Raw genomic sequence first — 25,409 nt, forward strand, 5'->3', positions numbered from 1 at the left:
TAGGGTCATACCACCTCCTCGCGGTACGCTTTGTCGTAGCTCCAGGAGGGCGTGATGATCTCCAGGGCGCTTTGAGGGCGTCCCTTGACGCGACGGACACGAAACTTGCCCTCTCCGCATGAGAAAACGCCGTAGCGCCTCCCGCTGATCTCGGCACGGTTCACAGCCATGTGCACGGCGTGCGCTGGGCAGTCAGTCATGGTTGATCGGTAGTTGCACTTGATGGCGGCGTTCATGCGGCGGCCCTCCTGCGCATACTCATGATCAGGGAGCGGCGGCGCTTGGCGTTCTCCCTGGCCCAACGGCGGTAGTTAGGGCCCAGCACGCCGATCTGCTTGTGGACCCACGAATTGCTGACCTCGTAGCCGATGGCATTGAGGTAGGCGGTGCACTCCGAGCAGTTCATGCCCTTGAAGTCGATGCAGTCGCCCAGGATGTCGTGGATCTCGGCCACCAGGGCTGCGTCTTTCCGGCGAAAGGCCCCGGCCCGCTCTGGGTTGCACAGCCCCATGTCGGCGGCCTTGCCCCGTACCGAAATGCGTGAGCGCCCCAGCTTGTCGGCTGCCTGCTGGTAGGTAGCGCCGCTGGCAATGATCTGCTCGAGCCTGTCCAGCTCCTGGCGTGTCCAGGGTTGGCGGGGGCCGGCCTGGCGAGCCAGGCCCAAGTCCCACGCCTTGTGGTTGACAGAGCTCTTGGTCCGGCCAAGCTCCTCGGCGATGGCTCGGTGGGTAACGCCTTCGGCCAGGCGCTGGCGAAGGGTGGTCAACTCGGCCTCGGTCCAGATGCGCCCGCTCATGCATCACCCCCTTCGGCGAGAATCCCTTTGATTCGAGCGATGGTTTCTTCGGTGCTCTTCGGCGGCTCTTCGCCACGGGTTCGCCAGAAATCCTCCGCCTCCTGCTGAGCCTTTCGCTCACTGGCCTCTTGGGCCTTGCGGATATCGCTTTTCATCTCATCGCTTTCGAGAAGGGCTATCCGGTCATCCAGCTCGCCGCCTTCGAGGAGTCGATTGCACAGCGCCTCGTACTCGGCAAAGAACACCTTGCGCAGCCGGTATCGCTCGCCTTCGCTGGAGCAGTGGCGAAGATCCCAGGAGCCGGTGGCAGTGGTGGCGTCCATGACGGCCTGGTGGCTCCAGTGGTGCTCCATAATCCGGCCTGCATAGGTGCAAGCCTCGCGGAAGGCGATCTCGGGTTCCGGCAGCCCGAAGTCTTTCAGGCTCGGTTTGAAGATTCGGCAGAGCTCAGCGATGGATGGCGGCCAGTTCCCGCCCTCGAGCTTGATTTCTTCAATGGCCATGTCGAGCGATTCCATCGTCGGCAGTGATGACCACCTCGCCATCGAAAATCCGAGCTCCCGCTTGGCCAGTTGAAGCATCTCGTTCGTCGAGAACGACATCCGCCAGGTCCTCGGAAAAATCGCCTCCAGCCGAGTAAACGCCCGGTTCACCAGCGCCTGAATCTCCTCCTTGCGCTCCTCCTTCGTCGAACAGGCCTTCCGCCCAGGAGGTGTCGTAGGGGTCTGCGAGGCTCGCTGCGACACGATCCTGCTCTGCGCGACGGTTGCCAGCTGAGATGCGGTTTTCATGACGAGACTCCTTGAGCTTCTTGACCTGGATTTCGAGCTGATCCCACTTGGCGCGCAGCTTGGCGGGGCTGAGGATGACGACTGACCAGAACTGGTGTTGGGCAGTCCAGGTGATCAGGAAACGGATTTGTTCGACGGTGCGCTCGTCACGGGTTCGCATCAGGCGAAACTCGTTTGCCCAGGAGCTCATGTTCGGACGCTTGGGGTTGGTCAGGTCGGCACTGATGGCGGCGAACATTTGCTCGGCCATCTCGTGGTCAACGGGGTCACCCCATTTCTTCGGCGAGGATTTCTTCGAGGACTTTCTAGAACCTTTAGGTTCTAGAGTGTCTGTAGTGTCTGTATTTGTGTCCCCATCTTGGGGGCGTTTTTCGTCCCCATTTTGGGGTCGGAGTCCCCAAGTTGGATCATGCTTCCGTTTTGGGGACACCCGAGACTTTTGAGCCGAGAAATCCCACTCGCTGATGCGGGTATTGATGCCGATCGGTGCCTGCGAGCCGCCATCGCGACGAAGAACCTTCTTGGCCAACAGGCCGTTCACGGTTTCGCTGCAACGCTTGGTCGTCAGGCCGGTCATCTTGGCCAGTACGCTTTGCGAGAGGCGTGCTGAGGAGCGATCCCACCCGAAGGTGGCTCGCTCTACTGCACGGACGACACGGGCCTCTCTACTCGTCAATGGCGCCTTGCAAAGCGCCTCGACGATAGCGTTGGCAGTACGGACATATCCGTCTTCCAACTGTGCCCCCTTGCTTTCAGGCTCGGGTACTTCCCGGGCCTCGAAACGCTCGTGGTCGGAGATACGGGCCAGATTGCTCATGCCACGTCCTCCAGCTTGTGCTGAGCCCACAGGCCGGCAATCCAGTTGACGCCCTTGGGTGTGAATTTGGCCTGGCTGTAGGAGTGCCCGCCGTCCTCGGTGACGCCGGTCTTAACGACGAAGCGGTCAGCGTCGATGTGCTGCTGGTACGGCATCCACTCGCCGCCCAAGCGGTACATGACACGGCTGTCTTGCAGGAAGGCGCGGAACTCGCGCTCGTTGGCCTGGAGCAGCTTGGCGACCTGGCGGAATCCCTTGTTGCCGGAGTCGGCGGAGACGTAGCGCTCTACGAACTCGACGGCAGGCTTGGCGTGCTCAAGGGCGGCCTCAGCGCGCAGCTTGCTCTCAACCTCATCGGCCCAGGCACGGGCGGCTTCGACAGGGTTGGTGAAGTCGGGCAGGGCAGGCTTGGCCTCCTGCTGCTCGAGTTGCTGCCACCGGTCTACAACAGCGGCGGTGAACTCCGGGGAGAGGCGAGCAACCAGCACCAGGGAGTCACGCTTGTTGAACCGGTACTCCTGATAGGTATTGCCACGGTGCTCGTAGTCGAACGTCGCCAGTGGCGAGGTTAAAATCTGATCAGCGGCCAGGCGCTCGGCTGACTTCCGGACGGCGTCGTGGCGACTTCCGGTCAGTTCCGCGATCTCGCGGCTCGACATGGTGGGCTTGCTGGTTTCGATGATGTCGTTCATACTTTGATCACCTTTTGAAGTAGTGAAGCCCCGTTCTGGTTGGTCGCCGGCGGGGCTTCGTTGCGTTTAGGCCTTGGCCAGTCTCGGCTCGGCCATTTCCTCCAGCTCCGCCTCAAGCGAGGTCAGGGCGTCAATCTCAGCGCGCACCGCCTTGCGGATCTCTTTGCGCTCCTGAGCACTGATTCGGTTATCTGCCAGCGCGTCACGCACTGTTTGCGCCACTGTCCCGGCTGCGACCTGATGGTTGATCACCAGATCAAACAGGGTGGCGTCGTCGTCTCGTGCGCCTTTCTGAATCGCCACCATCCCCATCTGATCGAGAAGCGGCTGCACCAGGCGTGCATCGCGAGCAAAGCGGATCAGCTGGAAGTACTTGCTCAGGGATAGCGGCCGCCCGTTGTTCGGGTTGAGCTGTGCGGACAGGCAGTTGTAGGTCATCCCCAAATCCCCAGCGAGGCGCTCTAGCCCGTATTCCTTTGCCACTTCCTGAATCGATGCTGTGAATTTATCCATGTGTTGAACTCTGCTCTGTTCTCGATCCTGTCGGCGGTGACAGGGCGGGGTTAATCTATGGGTGTGGTTAAGCGGCACTGGGCCGGGCCTTCAACTTCCCCTTGCTCAACCGCTCAATCTGGTACTGGCGGAGAGTAGGAACGTCCTCACCCCACTGGGTGATCGCTGAGGGGGAAACTCCGATGGCTCGAGCCAGGTCGATCTTCTTGCCGCCGAAATACTTGATTGCGTCTGCGGTAGTCATGGGGACCTCCTGTATGCAGCAATTTAAGCATGCTGAAGTGCTTTCCGCAAGCATACTGAAAGGCGATGGGTTTAAGCTCGCTAAAATGAACATCAGCGACCGAATCCGTCAGGCCATCGAGCACAGCGGGCAATCCAAGAGCGCGATTGCCAAGCGATGCCAGGTCAGCCCGTCCGCCGTCACCCAGTGGCTGAGCGGCGAAACCAAGGCGCCAAAAGCCGAGAAGCTGCTGAAGCTCGCTCGCGCTACGGGCGTGTCCTATACCTGGCTCGTCGAGGGGAAGGGGCTGATGCATGGGCGCCCCAAGGATGAGCTGGAGTTCCATGAAACCGAGATCGTCGAGGACGATGCGCCCTTGGCGTCCGACGAGATCGAGATCCCGTTCTTCAGGGAGGTGGAGATGGCTGCCGGAGACGGCCGCACCCAGGTCATTGAAAACCATGGGCAGTACATGAAGTTCAGTCTGGCGCGCCTGGCTCGAGCCGGTGTCCAGCCCCATAATGCGGCCTGCGCCACGCTTACCGGCACGTCAATGGAACCGGTGATCATGGATGGCTCGCCCATCGGCATCGATAAAGGCACCACACACATTGTTGATGGCCAGATATACGCCCTGGATCACGGGGGTATGCTGCGAGTGAAGCGACTGTACCGCGCGCCGCTCAACCGAATGCGCGTGGTGAGCGACAACCAGATCGAGTATCCAGAAGAGACGTACAGCATCAGCGACCCCGACGCGCCAAAAATCATTGGCCGGGTCTTCTGGTGGGAAGTCTTCGCATAAACCTTTAACAGCACTGAAAATTTGCCCGCCCTGAGCGGGCTTTTTTGCGCCTTGTGTTTCAGTAAACTGAAATTTATTTAAGCATTCTGCTTGACGATTCATTTCAGCATGCTTAAATTGGGAAGCGTGGACAGGGCAGCAGCCCACCACCCGAGCTACCGGATGTAGCCGACGCGATGAAGCCCGAACGTCTGGAACATAGGGTGGAGCCGAGAGCGAGCTGGACTGAGTTGCCAGTAGCTGAGATGCCCGAGAGGGATGACGTTAAGCAGAAGGATTCCGACGCCCTGCACAGCGGGGCGTCATCCACCAGCCTTCTCGCCGAGAGGGCTGATGGATGACAACGGGAGGCGGCGACATGATCAAGCGGGCGTATTTCTACTCAGCGACTCGGCGCAACAAGAGTGGGGAGTATGCATGGTGGCAAGGCACCTTCTCGATTCGCTCTTGGTTTCCAGCGTCGGCAAGAGATCTTGCTGAGATTGCCAAGGGAAAGGCGAGGAAGGGGATGGATGAGATTTCAGCGGGGCAGGTTTGGCACGACAGGACTCCGCGCTTAGTGGCCTTGAACCGTTTATGACCACCCAGGAGAGACGCAATGAGTGATTCCACCAGCAAGCTGAAAGAGCTGTACCAACAGGCTCGCCAACATCAGGCGGTAATCGAAGCGCATGAGAAGCGGGGGCGGGAGCTCTCCGACAAGCAGGAGGAGATCGAGACAGCCATGATGAACGAGATGGCTGCCATTGCAGGGGATGACAGCCAACCCTTCTCTAACTCTGCCTTAGTCCTTCTTGGTCGGGTACTTGCCCTCGCGGACCAGAAGGTGCTCTACAACTTGAACGCGAGCACTAAGGTTGGCGAATAGGTTTGTCATGCTCGACTGAGCGAATGTCAGATCCTGGGCCGCCTTTGGGTCCAGTCCCGCGAGGCGTCCTTGGAGTGTCGATAGGCGGCTGATGAGCTCTTGATGCTGCTCCTCAAAGTCTACTTCCAGGGCCGCCACCTTGGGCAGCCTCAGGCTTCCGTCAGACATCAGACTTTCCTTATGTTGCGGTGTGGAAATCACAGCATAGGAAAGAAACGCGTCACCTGCGTAGTGGTGAGGCAGCCGGGGCTGACCGGCAACGCGATCCCATGCGTCAGTTGGGCCCAGCGCCCTGCCCCGGGCCAGAGTACGGGGCCATCGAAGTGGCGGTTGAGAAGGCCGGGAGCGCCCAGCCGTCCCTTAAAGGGCAGCCGCCACCTCGATGCACCCGCACCACCATCTGTTCCCTGCATTTGCCCGCCACCGTGCGGGCTTTTTTCTTCCAGGAGGTCGCATGACCGCAGACACAGCACGCCGTCGCCTCGGGCTGCGGCCTCTCATCGGCGAGCAATGGGCCGACAAGATCATCACGAGCGAGCACCGCAAGCGGTGGTTGCGCAAAGAGCGCTGGCAGCGTCGCAAGGCCATGGCGGCCAAGGGTGTAACGCCGCCGATTGAGATTTGGAGGGCGGTATGAGCGAAACCAAATTCACACCGGGGCCGTGGACGGTCCACCACCGAATGCGCGATTGCGTCACCTTCGAGGGAAAATTCGGAACCGAGAACCTGTTTCTGGAGAACCGGGAGGGGTACTACGCCTGCCAGAGCGAGCATGACGCCCACCTGATCGCGGCGGCGCCGGAGCTGTATGAGGCGCTTGAGGTGTTTGGGAGATTGGCCGACCAGCTTGATGGAGATAATGAGGTGCAGCGAACACCCGACGACGAGTGGGCAAAATTCAGGCTATTAGCCTCGGACTACCGGAAGGCTCGCGCCGCTCTAGCCAAAGCCCGAGGCGAGTCATGACCCCCGATAAATCCTGGCTGGTGGTGTTCGCCCTTCTCTACGCCCTGGCATTCATCGGCGCCGCTTGGTGCGGCAGGAGGTAGGTATGAGCACGAGCGGATGGAGCAAACACAGCCGCGACATCGAGGCGTTGCGAGACGCCACCCGAGATATGGGCAACCAACTGGCCGAACACCCCATCAAGGAGATGCTGGCGGAGGACCCTATAGCGATGGAAGAGCTGATCGAGGCCGCTATCGAGGTCTTTGCTAGCGGCGGGTACCGAGGCGGGCCTGACGTCAACACGGCGATTGAGGTGGCCATCGACCAGCACTACCGGAGGAGGGCGGCGGCATGAGCTTCAACATCGATTTCGAGATGAAGGTCCGCGTCGAGTTCTCTGATAAGCCCAAGTCGAAAGCGTTTTTTATCGATGGCGACTGGAAGGAGTCGTTCTACGACCTCGTGGACCTCGAAGACTTGGCCAGCTCCATTGCTAACGGGTTTGTCCACGCGACTCCGACCTTCCAGCCCGAGCATCGAGCATTCGGATTTTTCCTCGAGGGATATGGCCTTTTTCTGCGAACCAGTTATAGCCCCGAGACATATGAGCTCACGGGGCAGTATGCAGATGACTGCAGCGGGATCGCTATCAAGCTGATTGACGATCTGGAGGCTGTCTACGTGGAGGAAACGGCATGACGTTTATGACCACCGTTGCCGGTATCCCGTGCCGGTGCCAGGTGACGCTCTACAGCCCTGGGGTGCCGATGCGCACCACTGGATTTGGATTCGGTGACGCTGATCCACCAGAGCCGGAGGAATTCGAGTTCGACATCCTCGATCGCCGCGGTTTTCCGGCGGCATGGCTCGAGCGGAAATTGACCGACGACGACTACGACCGGCTGCTCGAGGAGTACCGCAGAGAGCGGGGCGCCTGGGCGGCATGAGGAGGAAAGCATGCGAGCACTGATCTTGATCACCGCCCTGGCCTTGGCCGGCTGTAGCAGCCAGCCGATCGACCGGGAATTCGGACATCGCCACGGCTACGACGCCATGCGGTCGATGATTCAGTCCACAGGGGCAATCCATCACGGGGTTGACTGACGAGAAGCCCCAGCCGATGGCGGTCGGACTGGGGCGGATACCAACAGTATCGAGGAGAGGATAAAGCAATGAGCACTGAGTTGGCCACACGACAGGAAGGGGCGGTTCAGGCGCCCGCGCAACAGGTGAGCGAGTCGGCAGCGATCATCCAGGTGATTGAGCGGGCGGCCATGAACCCCGACGTCGACATCGACAAGATGGAGCGGCTGCTGCAAATGCAGGAGCGCGTCATGGAGCGCCAGGCGGCCATGGAATACAGCGCAGCGATGGCAGCCATGCAGACGGAAATGCCGAGCATCGCTGAGCGCGGCAAGACGAACAACGGGAAGTACGCCACGCTCGAGGACATCGTCGACACCGTTCGGCCAGTGATGCAGAAGCACGGCTTCGCGGTCAGCTTCCGCGTCAAGACGGTCGACAAGGGGATCGAAGTCACGGGCGTGCTGATGCACAAGGGCGGCCATCGGGAGGAGACCGCAATGCTACTGCCCGCCGACACCAGCGGCAACAAGAACGCCGTCCAGGCCTTCGGCTCGACCACCAGCTACGGCAAGCGGTACGTGCTGTGCGCACTCCTGAATATCACGACTCGCGGCGAGGACGACGATGGCGTGTCGGCAGCGCCAACCAAGACTGTCACTGCGTTCCAAGCCGGGCAGATCGCACAGCGCTTGGCCCAGTGCCCCGAGAAGACTCAGGCATGGTTTGCCGAGACCTATGGTGACGCCAGCCGCGTCCCGCGCACCAAGTTCGACGGAATGATGGCGCAGCTCAACAAGATCATCCAGGAGGCCGGTGATGCAGATCATTCATGAACTTGAGCAGGGCACGCCCGAGTGGCACGACGCCAGGCTGGGCATCGTCACGATGTCCAGGCTCAAAGACTTGTTGGTCAATGGCAAGGGTCCTGGGGGCTTTGGTGCCGGCGCAATCAGCTACATGCACGAGCTGATCGGCGAGCGTATGACCGGCGAGCCTTCCGGTGCTTTCCAGGGCAACCGCCACACCGAGCGCGGGCACGAGATGGAGCCGGTGGCCCGCGACTTGTACCGCCAGGCCACCGGCAACCAATCCAGGGAGGTCGGCATCGTCCTCAACCACGGCGCCGGGTACTCGCCTGACGGGCTGATCGGTGAAGACGGTGCGCTCGAGATCAAGAGCAAGCTGCCCAAGCTCCAAGTCGAGGTGCTGCTGGCGGATGAGATCCCCAAGGATCACATCGCCCAGTGCCAGGGCGGGCTATGGGTCAGCGAGCGTGAGTGGATCGACTTCGTCAGCTACTGGCCTGGGATGCCGCTTTTCGTGAAGCGGGCATATCGCGACGAGAAGATGATCCGAACCATCGCAGAGCGCGTCGATGCGTTCTACGAGGAAATGGAAACCCGAATGGGCCGCGTACTGGCGGCATGAGGAGGAGAGCATGACCGCAGTAGCTGAGAAAGAATCAACAGAGCTGGTCACCGTGCCGTCCAAAGAGACGGCGCTTGAGGTGTTCAAGACTGATAAGGGCTTGGACCCATACCTGGCAACGATCCGCGAGGAGCTGGACGCTTTTCTCGCCGAACCGCCCACCCTGGATACCGCAAAGGGACGACAAGCCTACGCCTCCATGGCGCACAAGATAGCCCGCAGCAAGACTGCAATCGACAATATTGGCAAGGAGCTGGTGGCCGACCTCAAGCAATTGCCAAAGACCATCGACGCAGAACGGAAGCGGTGGCGTGACCAGCTGGACGCATGGCGCGACGAAGCGCGTGGGCCGCTGAATGAGTGGGAGGCCGCTGAGGAGGCGCGCAAGGCTCAGCATCAGGCAGGCATCGAACGACTCGACCTGCTGGCCTCTGACATCCCCAATCTGGATAGCAAGGAGCTGGCCAACTGCATCGCCGAAGCCGAGGCCATGGCCATTGGCGAGCACTGGGAGGAGTACGAGGCAGAAGCGGCCCGCACCAAGGACCGGGTGCTGTCTTTGCTGCGGGAGGGCCTTGCCAAGCGCCAGGCCTACGAGGCTGAACAGGCCGAGCTAGCCCGGCTGCGCGCCGAAGCTGAGGCGCGCGAGCAGAAGGAACGCGAGGAACGCATTGCGCGTGAGGCCGAGGAGCGGGCCCGCCGTGAAGCCGAGGCGGCCGCCCAAGCAGAGCGTGACGCTGCCGCTCGCCGGGAAGCTGAAGCCAAGGCAGCGGCGGAGCGGCGTGAGCGTGAGCACAAGGAAGCAATTGAACGTCAGCGCCGGGAAGCAGAAGCAGAGCGTCAGCGCATCGAAGACGAGCACCGCCGCCGCGAGGAGGAGCGCCTGGCCGATGAGCGTCGCCAGCAAGATGAGTTGGCACGACGCCAGGCCGACAAGGAGCATCGCGCCCGCATCAACCGCGCCGCCCTTGAGGCCATGATTGGCGGTGGGATGCCGGAGGACTGCGCCAAGACGGCTATCACGCTCATTGCGAAGGGGCAGATACCCAGTATCACCATCAGCTACTGACAGGCCCCACACCGGGGCCTTTTTTGTGGGAGGCGGTATGGAACAACACCAATGGAAGACCACAGAAAAACAGTACGTGAAGCGCCGTCTCGATGAGGGCGCCACATACCAGGACATCGCAATAGAGTTGGGGTTTGGGCGAGACCAGGTCCATGGCTTGGCCAAGCGCAGCGGCTTTACTGATCCCCGTCGCCGCGGCGCTTGGCGTCGGCGAGATTGGTCCGAGCTCGACCAGGCAGTGCAGGACTGCATCGAGGTCCAGTGCATGTCCATTCGCCAGGTCGTCAGCCATCTGCAACGGCAGGGTATATCGACCAGCTACTCCAGCATCTTGAAGCGGGTCAAGCAGATGCCAGCGCCGGTCCAGTTTCAGGCCCGCGTTAACGCGGCCCGTCGCCAAGCCAGCAATGCATATCGAATGCGCCTGCGGATCAAGCGGGCGGCATGAATAAACGCGCCGTGCCCGGTGGCGCCAATGACCGGGACGAGGCCAGGCCACCGTGTCTCAAAACGGAGTCAGCCCGCTGGCCGCCGTCTCCTCAGCTCCACCCGTGCTGAGCGCGGGCGAGTTCACTGCACAGCAGTAGGCGGCAGGGCGGGCCGGGTGCCGCACGTGAAGCGGCAATTTCTTTCCAGCCTCGGCACACGCCGGGGCTTTCTCATGCCACGGAGAGACGCATGACCAGTCTGAACCTGTTCGGCCACGAGCTGGTGGTCGACAACTTCGCCGGCGGCGGCGGAGCCAGTGAGGGGATCGAGCAGGCCCTGGGCCGGCCAGTAGACCTCGCCATCAATCACGACGCCACGGCCATCGCCGTGCACACCGCGAATCACCCAGGTTCTGAGCACAGTGTTGCTGACGTATGGGACATCGATCCCGAGACGGCCGCCGCTGGTCGTCCAGTGGGGCTCGCCTGGTTCTCGCCGGACTGCCGTCACCACAGCAAGGCCAAGGGCGGGCGCCCCGTCAGCAAAAGCGTGCGCGGCCTGGCATGGGTTGCCGCGCGCTGGGCAGCCAAGGTGAAGCCTCGGGTCATCGCCTTGGAGAACGTCGAAGAATTTCTGGACTGGGGCCCGCTGATCAAGAACGCCAAGGGACAATTGGTGCCGGATCCAGCTCGAAAGGGGCAGACCTTCAATGGCTTTGTGCGTGCCTTGCGCCGGCATGGGTACCAGGTGGATTGGCGGATCCTGAAAGCCTGCGACTTCGGAGCCCCAACCATTCGCCGTCGGCTGTTCCTGGTGGCCCGCCGTGATGGGCTGCCCATCAAGTGGCCGAAGCCAACTCATGGCGACCCGGGCTCGCCTGCCGTTCGGAGGGGGAAGCTGCAGCCCTGGCGTACCGCCGCGGAGTGCATCGATTGGTTGATTCCGTGTCCCAGCATCTTCGAGCGGCAGCGGCCCCTGGCCGACGCCACCCTGCGCCGCATTGCCAAGGGCGTGATGCGGTACGTGGTCGAGAGCGGCGACCCCTTCATCGTGCCGATCGCCAACTACGGCAATGGCTCGGAATTGGTCAACGCCATAGGCGAACCTCTACGCACCGTCACGGCCTGGCCAAAGGGCGGCAGCTTCGCGCTGGTCTCCGCATTTCTTTGTAAACACTACACCGGTGTGATCGGCGACGACCTGCGCAAGCCGCTGCCGACGATCACGGCCACTGATCACAACGCGCCGGTGGCCGTAAGTTTGGTGAACCTCAAGGGCAGTGAGCGAGGCGGCCGGGACCCTCGGCAACCGATGCCCACCATCTGCGCCGGCGGCACCCACGCGGCGGCCGTAGCCGCCTTCTTGGTGAAATATTACGGGCAGGGCGTTGGCCAGGTCATGAGCGATCCGATGCACACCATGCCGACGAAGGATCGTTTCGGGCTGGTCACCGTGACCATCGCCGGAGAGCAGTACGCCATCGTCGACATCGGCATGAGGATGCTGCAGCCCCATGAGCTGGCTGCAGCGCAGGGCTTTCCAGATCACTACGAGTTCGCCCAGGTAAACGGCAAGCCGGTACCGAAGTATCAGCAGGTGAGGCTGATCGGCAACAGCGTGTGCCCGCCGCTGGCCAAGGCCATCGTCGAGGCGAACTTCACACACGAGCGTCGGTTCATGCCGGCAACTGAGCAAGGGGAGGCCGCATGACACCAGCCGAGTGGATCAACGACATCGAGGTTTGGGGGGAGGTCGGCGCCAGAGCTGTCGAGCAGGCGCTGGCTGATCAGATGTGGAGGGAGTGGGTATGCAGCGAGTAGACAGGCTGCGCGGCCTGGTGTCCGTGCAGCAGGAGATCAGGGTGCGGGAAGGACTGCCGGTGCGGTTCAGCGCCCGGCATGTGGCGGCGGGGCTTGGCGCCGTGATGGGCCAGTACCGGTTGGTGAAAGCGCCAGAGGCGGCCCAAGAGGCGATTCGGCAGTGGCACGAGCACGGGCGGATTCAGCGCGACGGCACGCTCGACGGGATACCGGCTTGGAGGAAGGCGGGATGATCGCGGCCATCATTCTCGGCCTGCTGATCATGGCCGGCGGGGCGCTGGTCCTGCGAGAAGCGAGGCGGGCGTACAGAGAGCAGAGGAGAAGGGTATGAGCAGTTCGATTGAAGCGCTACAGCAGCGGCTGGAGCAGGTGGAAGCCGAGAGGGATGCGCTGGCGGCAAGCTACGAGGCGCTGGCAAACGAGGTTCGCGGGATCATACAGGATTCCGATGGCGTGGCCGGCTACCACCTCAACGGCGACGTTGCCGACTGGGACGAGTTCGAGCTGGGCGACCTGCTGAGTGAACAGGGGCCGGATTGCCTCGCCTGCCGCGATGCCAGGGTAAAGGCGAAGGCGCTAGATGACGCCGCTGACGCTATAGACCGCGTTGGTACTGACTACCCGCAAGGTTTCTTGCGCGGTCGCGCCGCCAAGCTTCGTCAGCAGGCCGAGGGAGGTGGCGATGAATAAGCTCTTGCCCTGTCCGTTCTGCGCAGGAGAAGCCGAGTTCGGGCGCATAGGCACGCCACGACAGTCCTGCATCGTGGCCTGCACTGACTGCGGTGGACGGCTCGAGTCCAACGAGGAGGGTGGCGCGTGCGGCTCTCAGTGGAACGATCGCCACGTCCCAGACGGCTGGCAGTGCGTGCCAGCAGCGCCGACGCTGGAGATGCAAAAGGCCTACTTCGATTCCATTGATGAAAACATGCAGCGAGTGAAAGCCGATCTTAGGTTTGGGCGGTTCGATAATCAGCGCCTTGGCTACCAGCGCATGCTCGCAGCGGCGCCGAAGCCGGGAGGAGGCGATGAGCCTTAGCTGGTGCGGTTCCTGGTATGCCAGGTATAGGTTCAGCGGCGCCCGTGGAAAACAGAGTGAGCCTGGTGAGCATCATTGTGCCCACCTGAGCAAGGGGTGCGGGGTATAGTAGGTTAAACGCAAAAACTGGAAGCCATTTATGTCCTTCGATGTCGACGAGCTACTGTATCTAGCCGCTTTCCCTACTCGTGCCGAAATTCTTAACGTGGTCCAAAAATTCGATCCGATCTGTGTGTCTAGGATTTCTGAGGTGCTATCTCTGACTCAGAATCAGACCAGCAAGCATCTCACCAAATTGCGCGAAGCAGGTCTTGTAAAGGCGGATCGGTCAGGCCGTACCGTGTACTACCGCCTTGCAGATGAACCTTGTTTACGCGATTTCCTTAAATGGCGGCGACGATACCGCCAGTGAACTGCCGATCATCATGCCGCCCACCGAGGCGGCTTTCTTTTGCCCTGAAGGAGAGCTTGATCATGACACCCCTGATGCCGCCGAGCGAGGTGGCGGAACTCTTGGCCATCAGTGAGCGCAAGGTCTACGCGATCAAGCACCTGATTGGCTATGTCGCCCTGGGCGGCAACGTACGGTTTGAGCGAGAGGCGGTCGACGCTTACATTGAGAGCTGCAAGCGCGGCCCCTCACGAGGGGAGCAACAAAAATGGGTATCACGGTTCGATACCGCGCATCTCGGAACAGGTGGGTCGTCACCGAGTCGGGTGAGCGCGGCAGATATCAGCGAACGTTTATCACGGAAAAGGAAGCAAGGCAGTTCGCCACGAAGCGAGAGGCTGAACTAAACGAGGCTCAGTTCAATGGTCTCATGGGCCGGCAGGAGCGGAGGACCTTCATGGAGGGTCTTCTGCGCTGGGTCGACGAGTACGACACGAACAGCCAGGGCGCGAGCATTCGTGCAGTCGCCCGCTGGTTCGACGAGAACGCACCAGACGTGCTTCTTGGTCAAGAGGTGTTGGATGTCGCCAGGTCGATGCAGAAGGATATGCGCAGGAAGCGGCTCAGCCAAAGCACAATCAATAACCGGACCCAGGTGGTCAAGCGAGTGCTGAGCCTGGCGTATCGGGAGTGGGATTGGCTGGGTCAGCCGCTGGACGGCAAGCTGCGCAAGCCTACCCCGAAAAACGAGCGCCACGTCTACCTGACCGCAGGGGATATACGGCGTTTGGTTGAGGCTGTGCCGGAAGAGTATCCGGAGGAGCGGCGAATCATCACGCTGGCTGCTTTGACGGGACTACGCCGCGGCGAACTCCTGTCGCTTGACCATGGCAACATCCAGGGTGGTCGCATCGTGTTGCGACCAGGGCAGACCAAGAGTGGCAAGGCCAGGGTCGTGCCGCTGCCGGAGGATGGTGCGGCATTGGTGGCCAACCTGCCGTTTGCATCTGACGCTCATCAATTGCGTAAGGCGTTTGAAGCTGCCCGGCGGGCTATAAAGCGTGATGATCTGCGCTTTCATGACCTTCGCCACACCTACGCCAGCCTGCTAGCTGAGGCGGGGGAGGTGATGACGACGGTGCAGGCGCTACTTGGCCACAGCAGCTTGGTGGTGACCAGCCGGTACGCGCATATGTTCGACTCGCGCCTGGATCAAGTGGCTGGCAGGCTGCCGAAGCTTTGCGACCAAATTGCGACCAGAGAGGAGGGTGTCGAGGGACTAGGTAGCGTAAGGCATTGAAACGATTGGTGCCCGGAGCCGGGCTCGAACCGGCACGGTGTTGCCACCGAGGGATTTTAAGTCCCTTGCGTCTACCAATTTCGCCATCCGGGCAGGAACGTCGCCAGAGGTAAGGCGATAGGGTCCGAAGGGATCGGACACGGCTTCTGGGAAGCGGGGCACACCTGAAAGGAAAAATGGAGGCTGGAGTCGGAATCGAACCGGCGTACACGGAGTTGCAGTCCGCTGCATAACCACTCTGCCATCCAGCCTCATGAGTCATCCATCGTCTGATGATGGAGCGGGAAACGAGATTCGAACTCGCGACCCCAACCTTGGCAAGGTTGTGCTCTACCACTGAGCTATTCCCGCCTGACTCGAGGACGTATTATACGGATAAGTCGGTGACTGTCAAACGCTTTTCCCTGAATTTTCGAATAGGCCCCGGATCGCCAGAGCGCTGCCTACAGCGAGCGGCTCAGGTGCGGCCAGGCGGCCCGCAGGTACTGGATCATCGACCACAGCGTCAGTATGGCGGCGGCGTACAGGGTGACAACGCCCAGTTCGGCGATCAGGTGGCCGGGAGGGAAGGCCAGCAGCAGCAGCAGGGCGACCATCTGCAGGGTGGTCTTTACCTTGCCGATCCAGGACACCGCGACCGAACCGCGCTTACCCATCTCCGCCATCCACTCGCGCAGTGCCGAGATGACGATCTCGCGGCCGATGATCACCAGCGCCGGCAACGTCAGCCAGGCGGCGTCGTAGCGCTCGATCAGCAGTGCCAGCGCCACTGCCACCATCAGCTTGTCCGCCACCGGGTCGAGGAAGGCGCCAAATGGCGTCGACTGGTCCCACTTGCGCGCCAGATAGCCATCCAGCCAGTCGGTGATGGAGGCCAGGCCGAACAGGGCGGCGGCGGTCAGCATGCTGTATTCGAAGGGCAGGTAGAACAGCACCACCAGCAGGGGGATGAAGACGATGCGTGCCAGGGTCAGAATATTGGGAATGTTCATCGATACCGCTGTCCTTGCTGGAGGGGGGCGACAAGAAGCGACGGACGACGTTGGCGCCCGTCAAAGTGGTTCATTCTATCCGTGATACCTCAACTCATCCATGCAGGGCACGATGAATTGTGTCTGCCATGGTGGCGCTGATGCCGGGGACCCGAGCCAGTTCATCGCGGGTGGCCTGCTTGATGCCCTGGAGTCCGCCGAAGAAGCGCAGCAGTTCACGTCGGCGTTTGGGGCCGACGCCGGGGATATCCTGAAGTGTCGAGGTGCGCCTGGCCTTGTCTCGCTTGGCACGGTGGCCGGCGATAGCGAAACGGTGCGATTCGTCGCGGATGTGCTGGATAAGGTGAAGACCCGGCGAGGTCGGTGGCAGCGCCAGAGAGCGATCCACGGTCTCGACAAAGAGGGTCTCGAGGCCAGCCTTGCGGGTGGTGCCCTTGGCCACCCCGAGCAGGATCACGCCGTTGATGGCGAGCTCGGCGAGCACCTCCCGCGCCATGTTCAACTGGCCCTTGCCGCCGTCCACGACCAGGATGTCGGGTAATACGCCTTCCCCTTCGTTGAAGCGCTTGAAGCGACGAGTCAGCGCCTGCTGCATCGCTGCGTAGTCATCGCCGGCGGCGACTCCCTTGATGTTGAAACGCCGATAGTCGCTCTTGCGCGGGCCGTCCTGGTCGAACACGACGCAGGATGCCACCGTGGCCTCGCCGTGGCTGTGACTGATATCGAAGCATTCGAGCCGTTGCGGCGTCTCGTCGAGCTCGAGTGCTTGGCGAAGATCTTCGAAACGTTTGGCGAGCTGGGTCTGGTTGGCCAGTTGGCCGGCCAGTTGCTGCTCGGCGTTGGTGCGGGCGAGTTCACGCCACTGGGCGCGGTGACCGCGGACCTTGTCGGTCATGCGTACCCGGCGTCCGGCATGCTCGCTCAGCGCCCGGGCGATCAGTTCGGCGTCGGGTACGGCGTGGCTGGTCAGCACTTCGGTGGGGATCTCCCGGGCCTGGCCGAGGTAGTACTGGCTGACGAAGTCACCCAGCAGTTCCGGCTCCCCGAGATCGAGGCTGTTGGCGGGGCTGTAGTGCCGCGCCCCCAGCAGACGCCCCTGACGAATCGACAGCACCGAGATGCACAGGGCACCCGGCTGGGAGGCCAGGGCAAAGGCGTCGGCGTCTCCGCTGCCGGTATCCACCACCTGGCGCTGCTGCAGACGGCGCAGATCCTGCAACTGGTCGCGCAGACGTGCCGCTTCCTCGAAGTCGAGGGCCTGGCTTGCGGCCTCCATGTCGCGGGTCAGCTCCTGGCTGACCGATTCGCTGCGTCCTTCCAGGCACTGGATGGCGTGTTCGATGTCGCGGCGGTAGTCTTCTTCGCTGATGTAGCCCACGCAGGGGGCGCTGCAGCGCTGAATCTGATACTGCAGGCAGGGCCGGGTGCGGTGTGCGAAGACGCCGTCCTCGCAGTTGCGGATACGGAACACCTTCTGCATCAGCGATAGTGTTTCGCGCACGGCGCCGCTGGAGGGATAGGGCCCGAAATAGCGGCCGTCATCGTGGCGGGTCCTTGCGCGCTTGTGTTCCAGAGCGGGGAAGGGATGACGGTCGGTGACAAACACGAAGGGGTAGGACTTGTCGTCACGCAACAGGATGTTGTAGGGCGGTCTGAGCTGCTTTATCAGGGTCTGTTCGAGCAGCAGCGCCTCGGTCTCGCTGTTGGTCACCGTGACCTGGATGTCGTGGATGCGAGCGACCAGCGCCTGAGTCTTGGTATTGAGTGCGCCGCGAAAATAGCTCGCCAGGCGAGCCTTCAGGCGACGAGCCTTGCCGATATAGAGGGTATTGGACTGGTCATCGAACATCCGGTAGATACCGGGTGATTCGCTGACGGTCTCGAGAAAGCGTCGGGCATCGAAGGTCATGGTCTGGTAAGGCTCACCCTGTCACATCACGTCAGGGAGCTCATGCTACCAGAGCCTGGCGGGGGACGTATCGTCCCCGACGGCACATTGGGTAAGAGCCTCAGGCTGGCTTCTAGTCTTCCTTGAAGCCTTCGACAAGCCCATGCCGCAGCCCCAGGTGGGTCAGGGCGACATCGGAATTGACGCCGAGCTTTTCGAAGATGCGATAGCGGTAGGTGTTGACCGTCTTCGGGCTCAGGAACATGCGATCGGCGATGTCGGCGACGCGTTGGGCGTTGACGATCATCATCGCGACCTGAAGCTCGCGCTGGGACAACTGATCGAACGGGTTTTCCTCGTGGTCGATGCGCGACAGTACCAGCCGTTGAGCGATCTCCGGGCTGACGAAGCGCTGTCCGGCGAACACCGCGCGGATGGCCTTGACCATCTCGTCGTGCTGGGAACCCTTGCTGATGAAGCCGTGGGCACCGGCCTCCAGCAGCCGCTGGGCAAAGGCTTCCTCGATAAAGGCCGTCAGCACAAGAATACGGATGTCCGAGGTCAGTCGGCGGATCTTGCGAGTGGCCTCGAGCCCGCCGATGCCCGGCATGCGAATGTCCATCACCACCACGTCGGGATTGAGGCGGCGAGTCTGAGCAATGGCCTCTTCTCCGTCCGCGGCTTCCCCGACGACATTGATGTCCTTCTCTGCATTGAGCAGATGAACGATGCTGGTGCGTACCAGGTGATGATCGTCAGCGACAAGAACCCTGATCAATGCCGATACTCCTGGAAAAGGTGAAAACTGGGATCATGGATTGGACCGAGGCGAGCCAATGCTCATTGCGGGGTCTTCTCATGATGATTCGCAGTAGACTGTCACAAATTGATCCTAAGGGGAATTGGGTCTCCGGGGGGCGACGGCGTTTTCAGCATAGCTGCATTGATAGTGTGCTATATCTCTGATAGCGGCGCGCCTCGGTATCGGGCGCTTGTCGCCCGGGACTGCTGCATGAGCCCCAACGTCCTGGTTGGCTTGATGTGATGCCGCCTGTCGCGTCATTTCATGTTACCAGCCGCAGGGCGGGTGTGCAGTGTCGTAGGCGTGAACCGGGCGCCGCCAAGGCGAGACCATGGCGATGGACGGGCGAAACCGTCATGCGGACGCGCCGGCAGGCTATGCTGAACTTGACCGGCGTCAATGAAAGCACGATTGCGTCCACGACACGCCTTGATCTGGTGCGCACTGGCTGCGTAGTGCGGCCCCGTGTCCCGATCGAGTCCTCTGGATGGCCAGTCTGGCCAAGGTTGCGCCATGTCCTGTCCCCTGTCTGAACAAGACTCCCTGCTCGCCGACAAGTTGCGTTTTCGCCTGGCGCGTCCCACCAGCGCCTATGACGTCCTTGGCTATCGTTGCACGGGGATACCTTGCACCCCGCCAGGCGCGCGCGAAGCGGTCTGGGCCAGGGACGACTACCGTTGTCGCTTTTGTGGCTTTCGCAGCGCCAAGTATCAGCAGGCGGTGACCCTGGGGACTGACAGTCGCAATGTCGATGATATCGTGTCGGCCTGTCTGTTCTGTGATCAGGTGAATCGCCTGGATCTGGTGCCTTCCATGCGTTCCGGTGTACTGGTGTGGCTGCCCGGCGTGACCCAGGCGGACCTCAATCGGCTGGCCCCCGTCATTTTTGCTGCGCGCCTCGACAGGCGGCTGCAACTGCGAGCACGCGCCCTGCTGGAGCGTGTGATGGAGGCGCGAGCCGCCGCCAGAGAACGCTTCGGTAGCGACGATCCACTGACCCTGGTCGAGTTGCTGAGAGCGAGGGGAGAGGGGCGAGCGGACGGCCTGATGCAGCAAGGCTTGCGCCTTTTTCCGCTGGATCGGCGGGTCGTCAGTCAACAGGGGCTTTGCTTCAATCAGTTCCCGCAGATTCTGGCGTACTGGCGCTCGAGGAAGGGCCCGCTAGGGGGCGAGCGAATCGCCGAAGCGCTGGCGATGAGCGAATCGCGGCTGATGGCCGGGGGCGGTTCAGATGCCACCGCCTCTTCGGTTCCGTCGTCCTGACGTCCGTAGCTTGGTCAGTCCAGCGGCGCGTGGATGCGCTCGGGCAATCCGGCAGCGATGGGTTCGTCATCGAGCATCTCGATGTTGCCGCTGGCGCTCAGCATGAAGCGGGCGAGAAAAAAGGCGTCGGCATAGTAGAGCGTCGCCAGGTAGCGATAGACGTCTTCGTCATCGGCCGGGTCCTGGCGCGGCGCGTGACAGCTTCCGGCGACGATGGCCTGAATATCGGGATGGACCGGGAGCAGCGGATCCTCGAGCGAATCGACAATATAGAAGGGACCGTCCGGCCCCCTGACGAAGAAGCAGAAGAAGCGCAGGTAGCCGAGCGCATTGGCAGCGCAAAGCTGGATCGGCTGGCGAGCGTTCAACTCGTGGATCGGCGGTGCAGTACCGGTCAGCCGGGTCAGCGGGCGCGGCACGTGGTCTCCAGCAGCGCCTTCCTCGACGAAGTACAGCGCCAGGCCCTGCATCCAGTCGGGATGTTGCAGGCGTATCAGGGTGGCGTCGGGGTACCAGGGCAGTCGGCAGGCGTCGGCCACCAGTCTGTTGTCGGCGAGATGCTTTCCATCAATACGGCTGCCGCAGGGCCAGTGGGACTCGACAAATGCCGGCCTGCAGCGCCGCCAGGGGTACTGCCAGGGGTTGCCTTCCAGGGTCGGGGCGAGAGCGCCGCGGGCAATCGCTGGATCGGGGCCCATGTCGTTGGGCGAGGTGCCTGCGCACTGTTCCTGGTCCCCATCCGCCGCAGGGGCGCGCAAGGCCGCCACCGCTTTCTCGATAACCGCGGTGGACTGACCCGCGCCTTCGAGCCAGGCAAGTATCCTGGGGTCGGCCACCGGGCCGTCCTCGAGGGCGCGTCCAGCGTCGTCGCGAGTGCATGTCCGGGTCAGACGTTCAGCGTATACCTGGGCGACGCTGCGTCCGTCGCGAGTTCGCATGGCCGCATCGGCGTTTCGCTGAATCAAGGCCAACGCCAGTGGAAACTGGCCTAGTGACAGCGCGATCAGCACCGGTGCATCGCGGTCACGAGTGGCCATGTCAATATCGGCTCCGGCGTCTGCCAGCACGATAGCGATGTCCTTGTAACCGCCTTCGGCGGCCAGTTGCAAGGCGGTGACGCCTGGCTGTTCTGCGCAGGCATCGACCTCTGCGCCGGCGGCTGCAAGCCGTTCGACCAGGGTTTGGTGATTGAACTGCACGGCCAGGTGCAGAGGGTGCCAGCCCTCGGCGTCGCTGGCGTCACAGTCTGCCCCCGCCATGATAAGCGTCTCGACCAGGTCCAGCGCTCCGCCGACACAGGCCAGGTGGAGCAGAGTGGGGGCTAGGGGCGCCTTGGCGCTTCCTCTTGTGGCAACGCCTGGCTCGGTTGCCTGCTCGATGTCCGCCTGCTCGATGACCCTCTGCCCGATGAGCAGGACCTTGGCCGCCTCGCTCGCGCCCTTGAGGCAGGCGAGCTGCAGGGCGCTCATGGCGTGCTTGTCGAGGACATCCACCGATACGCCGCCGAGATCCAGCAATGCCGTGACGACCTCGGCTCGATTGGCCAGGGCGGCCAGGTGAAGCGCCGTGCGGCCATCCGGGGTGGTGGCCTGCATGTCGGCCCCGTGGCGAGCCAGCAGCCTGATTGGCTCGGCATGTCCCTGATCGGCGCACAGGTGCACCAGGTTCCAGCCGGCAAAGGGGCTGCGACCAGGCCAGTGCAATTGGGTGTTCGGGTCGCTGCCGGCGCGTAGCAGTACCTCGGCACAGGCGACATGACCACCGGTCACCGATGCCTGCAGCGCGGTCTGATGGATCGGTTGCTCTGCCTTGGTGTCTTCTCGATGGTCTCTGGCGTCGAGTGTGGCAGTTGTATGGCAGAGCAGGGCCAGGGTATCCGGGTGGCCGTGCTCGGCGGCCAGGTGCAGCGCTGTGCGGCCGTCGCCGATCGCCGCGGCGGGATCGGCCCCGTGCTCGAGCAACAGCTCGGCCACCCTGGTGGCTCCGCGGGCGGCGGCGATGTGCAAGGGGGTGTGTTCGAAGTCGCCGAGCTTGCCTGACGGGACTCCCTTTGCGCCTTCCTTGCGCCAGGCATCCTGCCGTTCCCGGGCGCTGCTTTCCTTGCCCCAGTCCGCGGCGAGCGCGAGGGCACCGAGGTCGGCGCCGCGTTCAATCAGCCAGCGGGCTATTTCCGGATGATCATTGTAGGCGGCCAGGTGCAACGGCGTGGCGTCGTTGGCCAACCTGGCGTCGATCTCGAGTCCTTGGGCCACCAGCGCCTCGGCGGCCTTCACATGATTGCCGCGGGCGGCGAAGTGCAGATAGCTCCAGTGCGTCTGATGGGGGGCTGCCGGGTCAGCCCCGAGGGCAATCAGGTGGCTGATGGTGTCGGCTCGATCGTTGGCGATCGCCTGTTCCAGCGGGGTCTGACGGTTGGCGTTGGTGAGGTCGGGGCTCTGGCCGCGTTGCTGTATCAGGTAGTCGAGCACCCTGTGCTGGCCGGCGAGCGCGGCCAGGTGCATCGGTGTCTGGCCGTGGGGCGCTTGCTGTGCGTCCAGGCTGGCCCCTGCTTCCACCAGACGCTGCAGGCAGTCGACGGCTCCTGCCTGTGCCGCCAGGTGTACGGGGCGCCAGTGGTCCTCATCGGCGTGGTCAGGATCGGCACCGGCCGCCAGCAGCGGTTGCAACAGGTCGAGGCGGTTTTTCCAGACCGCCCAGAAGGTCGCGGTGCGGCCATCCTTGCGCGGTAGATCGACCGCCTCGGGCCTTCTGGCCACCATTGCCGCGATGATATCGGCGCGCTGGTAGAAGGTGGCCAGGATCAGGTGTGTCGGCTTGCGAGGGCTCTGGGTGACCACCGCTGCAGGATCGGCTTCCAGCAGCAGCAGGGTGAGGCAGAACTCCCGCAGGCGGGCAAGCTCCTTGGTCGTTGGCGGGCCTTCGCCGAGCACATCATGCCAGATCGCCAGCACCCGGGCCGCGCGATCCAGGTAGAGCAGGCGATAGGCGTTCCAGCGCGCGGCGTCCGGCGGGCTGGCAAGACAGTGCTCGGCTTCCCCCACCAGTTGGCGGACGCATTCGCGTACCGGGCGCTCCCGTTCCAGCCACTCGCTGGCCTGGGGCCAGTGATGGAGTACCGCTTCGTGGACCAGGCGGACACGCCCGTGGCGTTCATCGATCAGCAGGCGCCGCTCGCGCAACGCCCGGGCCAGTTGAAAGGCGTCTGTGGCATCCGCCGCGGGGAAGACCGTGGCGGGTAACGTAAAATGCTTTTCGCCGACCTGGCGCCAATCCACCAGGCGACGCAGCAGGTCACCGACGACGCTATCCGACCACAGTGCGCCGGACGCCGCCTTGGCCTGCTCGAAGGCCTCATTGGCGAGTTGGGTGATGGCGCCTTCGATACTGTCGTGGCCCTCGGCGTTGGCGGTGTCCAGTACCCACAGGGGGGGCTCCCGCTGGCGGTCGCCCCCGTCGGGGGGACGAGGGTGACCGGTGGCCTGGAAGGCCTCGGAGCCAGACGCGCTCTCGGTGAAGCCTGCTGTGGCGCTGGTGCCGAGCCCCTGGATGTCGTTGTCGTCCTGGCGGTCACCACTGCGGCCAAAGCTCGTGGTGATAGCGTCACCCAGGGACGCCGAGTCAGCGATGGTGGCTTCCTCGGCAAGCCGCAGGCCGTGCTCGTAGAGATTGCGCAGCGCCAGTGACAACAGCGGCAGCAGGCTGTCCTGGGCGTCGCCTCGACCATGATGGCCGCGAATCCGCTGGATATTGTCCTTGAGCCGGGCTACCAGGGCGTCGCTGATGGCCAGGCGTCCGGTCAGCCGAAAGGGCTTGCGAATAATTTCGTCGAGACTGTTGTCAGGAGGAAACGACATCCTCGTTACCTGGCCAGTGGCATGGAGTTCGTTGAGCAGACTGTCGCGCTCCACCAGCTCCTGACGGTTTCCCTGGAGGGTGACAAAGATGCCCAGACGCGGGGCCAGGGCGCGGCATGAATGGGCCGCGTGGAGCCACTGCACCAGCGGATCCCAGAACTCGGCTTCCTGCTGTTCGCCATACAGAGCGTCGACGATCTCCTCGAACTGGTCGAACCCCTGCAGCAGACGAGGAGGTCGAGCCAGGCGCGTGGCGGCGGCGTCCAGCAGTAGACACAACTCCTCGTTCAGGGCTTCGATACGCAGGTCCGTTGACGTCCTTCCCAGCAGACGGCGAGCTCTCCTGGCAGTTGGTTCATCGCACCAGCCGGCGCCTTCCAGGCGTTTCACGATGGCGTCGAAGAGCATTGTCAGCACGCATCTGTCGCCGCTTCCTGCGTCCGTGGCTCGGCTATCCGGGGCCAGGTCGGAAGGGCGCAATATGCAATCAAGGCAGCGATGATCGGCGCTGTCCGCTACCAGGGCACCGATGATGCCGGCACGCAGGAACGACGACTTGCCCGAGCCGCTTCCGCCCTCGACCCAGACCACGGGGACCCGGTCCTGCTGGTTCCAGCGCTGCTTGAGTTCCTCTCTCAAGGTGCTTCGCTGGTCGGAGCGCCCGCAGAAAAGCGCGTGGTCCCCGACGTCGTAGGACTCCAGACCCTTGAAGGGGTCTCGGTCCGACGCCGTCAGGGCCAGGTTCAGGTCCCGCTCCATGAAACGTCTCAATTCACCGATAAAGGCGTCCTGAGAATCGATGACACGAATGACGTGGCCGCGACGTTGCACGAAGGCAACCAGATTGATCAGTTGCTTGAGCTGCTGGGTGCGGTCTTCCAGTCGCCTGGTGATGCAGGCTGAATCCGTTCCGCACTTGTCCTGGCATTCATGAAAGTGACGATAGTTGCCCCAGGCGGCTTTCAGTGGCTCGGTGGTGTCCAGCAGGTCCCTCGGCCCGACCAGACACAGCAGCAGTGGCAGTGCGCGAGATCCTGCCGATGCCTCCTGGCGCTGTCGCTCGCGGTAGGCCAGGGTGGCCAGCAGTTCAAAGGTGGAACCGGTAAGGGCGAATCCACCACGGTCGGCCCAGGCGTTGTCCCAGGGAATCACCAGGCCTGGGCTATCGCCGCCGTCGTCGGGCTTCATGGGATCGAGGACCCGCAGGTCATCGATGGGGTGATGGCTTGCCAGAGGGCTACCGACCTTTTCACCGAAAAGGCAGATCACCCCTCTGCAGAGGGGATCCGAGGGGTGGGGAATCTGCTGCTGGGCCGGCACCGCATCATCGAAACCGTCTTCGGCGGTATCGACCTCCCAGGCGTAGAGCCGAAGGCCGTGATCGTCGGCGGCCTGGTGATGCAGCGTCTCGATCTCGTCCCTGCAGGCGCGGCGCAGGTAGGCCACGTCACCGGGTGACGCAAGAAAGATGCTGGGGTGTTTCAGCGACGGAAAGGTGTTTTCAGATGAACCGGATGAACCGGCTGTCCCGGGAGGGGGGAGGTCGGTCGCTGTGGCGTTCGGGGGCTCGCGGGAGACGTCGCTCATGGGCTGGGTCC

31 protein-coding genes and 3 tRNA genes are annotated in these 25,409 nt (G+C 62.7%); 20 read left to right on the forward strand and 14 right to left on the reverse strand.

The genetic code is table 11. The features are described 5' to 3' along the window. Window positions 1-5: 5 nt before the first annotated feature. From C6W88_RS15710 to C6W88_RS15740, 7 genes are all read right to left on the reverse strand, one after another. Complete coding sequence (locus tag C6W88_RS15710) at window positions 6-236, reverse strand: hypothetical protein (protein WP_108133147.1); 231 nt, start codon at window positions 234-236, stop codon at window positions 6-8. Further along, window positions 233-796 (reverse strand): hypothetical protein, encoded by a 564-nt coding sequence (locus tag C6W88_RS15715; protein ID WP_108133148.1) that lies wholly within the window; start codon window positions 794-796, stop codon window positions 233-235. The genes C6W88_RS15710 and C6W88_RS15715 overlap by 4 nt, the downstream gene beginning before the upstream one ends. After that, on the reverse strand, window positions 793-1,398 hold the full coding sequence (locus C6W88_RS15720) for a hypothetical protein (protein ID WP_231498669.1): 606 nt from the start codon (window positions 1,396-1,398) through the stop codon (window positions 793-795). The genes C6W88_RS15715 and C6W88_RS15720 overlap by 4 nt, the downstream gene beginning before the upstream one ends. Continuing rightward, window positions 1,289-2,404 (reverse strand): replication protein, encoded by a 1,116-nt coding sequence (locus tag C6W88_RS15725; protein WP_108133150.1) that lies wholly within the window; start codon window positions 2,402-2,404, stop codon window positions 1,289-1,291. Before C6W88_RS15725 ends, C6W88_RS15720 begins: the two co-directional genes overlap by 110 nt. After that, entirely contained in the window at window positions 2,401-3,096 is a 696-nt protein-coding gene (locus C6W88_RS15730; protein WP_108133151.1) for a phage antirepressor KilAC domain-containing protein, read from the reverse strand. Before C6W88_RS15730 ends, C6W88_RS15725 begins: the two co-directional genes overlap by 4 nt. A 66-nt stretch (window positions 3,097-3,162) precedes the next feature. After that, a complete protein-coding gene (locus C6W88_RS15735) occupies window positions 3,163-3,609 on the reverse strand; it encodes a phage regulatory CII family protein (protein WP_108133152.1) in 447 nt (148 codons plus the stop codon). 67 nt (window positions 3,610-3,676) lie between these two features. Beyond that, entirely contained in the window at window positions 3,677-3,853 is a 177-nt protein-coding gene (locus C6W88_RS15740) for a Cro/CI family transcriptional regulator (protein ID WP_108133153.1), read from the reverse strand. A gap of 13 nt (window positions 3,854-3,866) precedes the next feature. Here C6W88_RS15740 and C6W88_RS15745 point away from each other — a divergent pair, with 13 nt between their 5' ends. The 19 genes from C6W88_RS15745 (at window position 3,867) to C6W88_RS15835 (ending at window position 15,012) form a co-directional block, all read left to right on the forward strand. Then, entirely contained in the window at window positions 3,867-4,637 is a 771-nt protein-coding gene (locus C6W88_RS15745; protein ID WP_181248704.1) for an XRE family transcriptional regulator, read from the forward strand. Between the two features lie 598 nt (window positions 4,638-5,235). Beyond that, a complete protein-coding gene (locus tag C6W88_RS15755; protein ID WP_108133156.1) occupies window positions 5,236-5,505 on the forward strand; it encodes a hypothetical protein in 270 nt (89 codons plus the stop codon). Between the two features lie 454 nt (window positions 5,506-5,959). Continuing rightward, window positions 5,960-6,142: a hypothetical protein gene (locus tag C6W88_RS15760; protein ID WP_108133157.1), complete on the forward strand. Its 183-nt coding sequence runs from the start codon at window positions 5,960-5,962 to the stop codon at window positions 6,140-6,142. Next, a complete protein-coding gene (locus C6W88_RS15765) occupies window positions 6,139-6,471 on the forward strand; it encodes an XkdD/Y8K6 family phage-associated protein (protein ID WP_108133158.1) in 333 nt (110 codons plus the stop codon). Before C6W88_RS15760 ends, C6W88_RS15765 begins: the two co-directional genes overlap by 4 nt. An 85-nt stretch (window positions 6,472-6,556) precedes the next feature. Further along, on the forward strand, window positions 6,557-6,808 hold the full coding sequence (locus C6W88_RS15770) for a hypothetical protein (RefSeq protein ID WP_108133159.1): 252 nt from the start codon (window positions 6,557-6,559) through the stop codon (window positions 6,806-6,808). Next, window positions 6,805-7,152, forward strand: a complete 348-nt coding sequence (locus tag C6W88_RS15775; protein WP_108133160.1) for a hypothetical protein — start codon at window positions 6,805-6,807, stop codon at window positions 7,150-7,152. The genes C6W88_RS15770 and C6W88_RS15775 overlap by 4 nt, the downstream gene beginning before the upstream one ends. Continuing rightward, on the forward strand, window positions 7,149-7,400 hold the full coding sequence (locus tag C6W88_RS15780) for a hypothetical protein (RefSeq protein WP_108133161.1): 252 nt from the start codon (window positions 7,149-7,151) through the stop codon (window positions 7,398-7,400). The genes C6W88_RS15775 and C6W88_RS15780 overlap by 4 nt, the downstream gene beginning before the upstream one ends. A 10-nt stretch (window positions 7,401-7,410) precedes the next feature. After that, the gene (locus C6W88_RS21535) at window positions 7,411-7,557 is read left to right on the forward strand and encodes a hypothetical protein (protein WP_156088608.1); all 147 of its coding nucleotides are present in this window, start codon (window positions 7,411-7,413) and stop codon (window positions 7,555-7,557) included. A 68-nt stretch (window positions 7,558-7,625) separates the two neighbouring features. Continuing rightward, entirely contained in the window at window positions 7,626-8,372 is a 747-nt protein-coding gene (locus C6W88_RS15785) for an ERF family protein (RefSeq protein ID WP_108133162.1), read from the forward strand. Further along, window positions 8,356-8,967 (forward strand): lambda exonuclease family protein, encoded by a 612-nt coding sequence (locus tag C6W88_RS15790; protein WP_108133163.1) that lies wholly within the window; start codon window positions 8,356-8,358, stop codon window positions 8,965-8,967. The genes C6W88_RS15785 and C6W88_RS15790 overlap by 17 nt, the downstream gene beginning before the upstream one ends. Before the next feature lie 10 nt (window positions 8,968-8,977). Then, window positions 8,978-10,036: a hypothetical protein gene (locus C6W88_RS15795; protein WP_108133164.1), complete on the forward strand. Its 1,059-nt coding sequence runs from the start codon at window positions 8,978-8,980 to the stop codon at window positions 10,034-10,036. Window positions 10,037-10,073: 37 nt separating this feature from the next. Next, window positions 10,074-10,484, forward strand: a complete 411-nt coding sequence (locus C6W88_RS15800; RefSeq protein WP_108133165.1) for a hypothetical protein — start codon at window positions 10,074-10,076, stop codon at window positions 10,482-10,484. 230 nt (window positions 10,485-10,714) lie between these two features. Continuing rightward, window positions 10,715-12,175, forward strand: a complete 1,461-nt coding sequence (locus C6W88_RS15805; RefSeq protein ID WP_181248718.1) for a DNA cytosine methyltransferase — start codon at window positions 10,715-10,717, stop codon at window positions 12,173-12,175. Window positions 12,176-12,272: 97 nt separating this feature from the next. After that, on the forward strand, window positions 12,273-12,518 hold the full coding sequence (locus C6W88_RS15810; protein ID WP_108133166.1) for a hypothetical protein: 246 nt from the start codon (window positions 12,273-12,275) through the stop codon (window positions 12,516-12,518). Window positions 12,519-12,612: 94 nt separating this feature from the next. Then, window positions 12,613-12,975 carry a hypothetical protein gene (locus C6W88_RS15815; RefSeq protein ID WP_108133167.1) on the forward strand — a complete coding sequence of 121 codons (363 nt, stop codon included), beginning with the start codon at window positions 12,613-12,615 and terminating at the stop codon, window positions 12,973-12,975. Further along, the gene (locus C6W88_RS15820) at window positions 12,968-13,321 is read left to right on the forward strand and encodes a Lar family restriction alleviation protein (RefSeq protein ID WP_108133168.1); all 354 of its coding nucleotides are present in this window, start codon (window positions 12,968-12,970) and stop codon (window positions 13,319-13,321) included. Before C6W88_RS15815 ends, C6W88_RS15820 begins: the two co-directional genes overlap by 8 nt. Window positions 13,322-13,460: 139 nt before the next feature. Next, a complete protein-coding gene (locus C6W88_RS22115; RefSeq protein ID WP_108133169.1) occupies window positions 13,461-13,733 on the forward strand; it encodes an ArsR/SmtB family transcription factor in 273 nt (90 codons plus the stop codon). A 62-nt stretch (window positions 13,734-13,795) separates the two neighbouring features. After that, window positions 13,796-14,119: a helix-turn-helix domain-containing protein gene (locus tag C6W88_RS15830; protein ID WP_181248717.1), complete on the forward strand. Its 324-nt coding sequence runs from the start codon at window positions 13,796-13,798 to the stop codon at window positions 14,117-14,119. 50 nt (window positions 14,120-14,169) lie between these two features. Beyond that, window positions 14,170-15,012, forward strand: a complete 843-nt coding sequence (locus C6W88_RS15835; protein ID WP_181248716.1) for a tyrosine-type recombinase/integrase — start codon at window positions 14,170-14,172, stop codon at window positions 15,010-15,012. Between the two features lie 6 nt (window positions 15,013-15,018). Here C6W88_RS15835 and C6W88_RS15840 read toward each other — a convergent pair. From C6W88_RS15840 to C6W88_RS15865, 6 genes are all read right to left on the reverse strand, one after another. Then, window positions 15,019-15,105: transfer RNA gene (locus C6W88_RS15840), tRNA-Leu, on the reverse strand. An 84-nt stretch (window positions 15,106-15,189) separates the two neighbouring features. Continuing rightward, a tRNA-Cys gene (locus C6W88_RS15845) sits at window positions 15,190-15,263 on the reverse strand. A 25-nt stretch (window positions 15,264-15,288) separates the two neighbouring features. Then, window positions 15,289-15,363 (reverse strand) — tRNA-Gly (locus C6W88_RS15850). A 92-nt stretch (window positions 15,364-15,455) separates the two neighbouring features. Then, complete coding sequence (gene pgsA, locus C6W88_RS15855; protein WP_108133171.1) at window positions 15,456-16,004, reverse strand: CDP-diacylglycerol--glycerol-3-phosphate 3-phosphatidyltransferase; 549 nt, start codon at window positions 16,002-16,004, stop codon at window positions 15,456-15,458. Window positions 16,005-16,098: 94 nt separating this feature from the next. After that, complete coding sequence (gene uvrC / locus C6W88_RS15860) at window positions 16,099-17,913, reverse strand: excinuclease ABC subunit UvrC (protein WP_045994189.1); 1,815 nt, start codon at window positions 17,911-17,913, stop codon at window positions 16,099-16,101. Window positions 17,914-18,025: 112 nt separating this feature from the next. Continuing rightward, complete coding sequence (locus C6W88_RS15865) at window positions 18,026-18,670, reverse strand: response regulator (RefSeq protein ID WP_045994188.1); 645 nt, start codon at window positions 18,668-18,670, stop codon at window positions 18,026-18,028. A 537-nt stretch (window positions 18,671-19,207) separates the two neighbouring features. Here C6W88_RS15865 and C6W88_RS15870 point away from each other — a divergent pair. Continuing rightward, window positions 19,208-19,957, forward strand: coding sequence for a type IV secretion protein DotN (locus C6W88_RS15870; RefSeq protein ID WP_108133172.1), 750 nt, complete (start codon window positions 19,208-19,210; stop codon window positions 19,955-19,957). A gap of 14 nt (window positions 19,958-19,971) precedes the next feature. Here the strand turns inward: C6W88_RS15870 and C6W88_RS15875 are convergent, their stop codons facing one another. Continuing rightward, the gene (locus tag C6W88_RS15875; RefSeq protein WP_108133173.1) at window positions 19,972-25,398 is read right to left on the reverse strand and encodes an ankyrin repeat domain-containing protein; all 5,427 of its coding nucleotides are present in this window, start codon (window positions 25,396-25,398) and stop codon (window positions 19,972-19,974) included. Between the last annotated feature and the right edge of the window lie 11 nt (window positions 25,399-25,409).

It is taken from the genome of Halomonas litopenaei (assembly GCF_003045775.1).
Taxonomy (GTDB): domain Bacteria; phylum Pseudomonadota; class Gammaproteobacteria; order Pseudomonadales; family Halomonadaceae; genus Halomonas; species Halomonas litopenaei.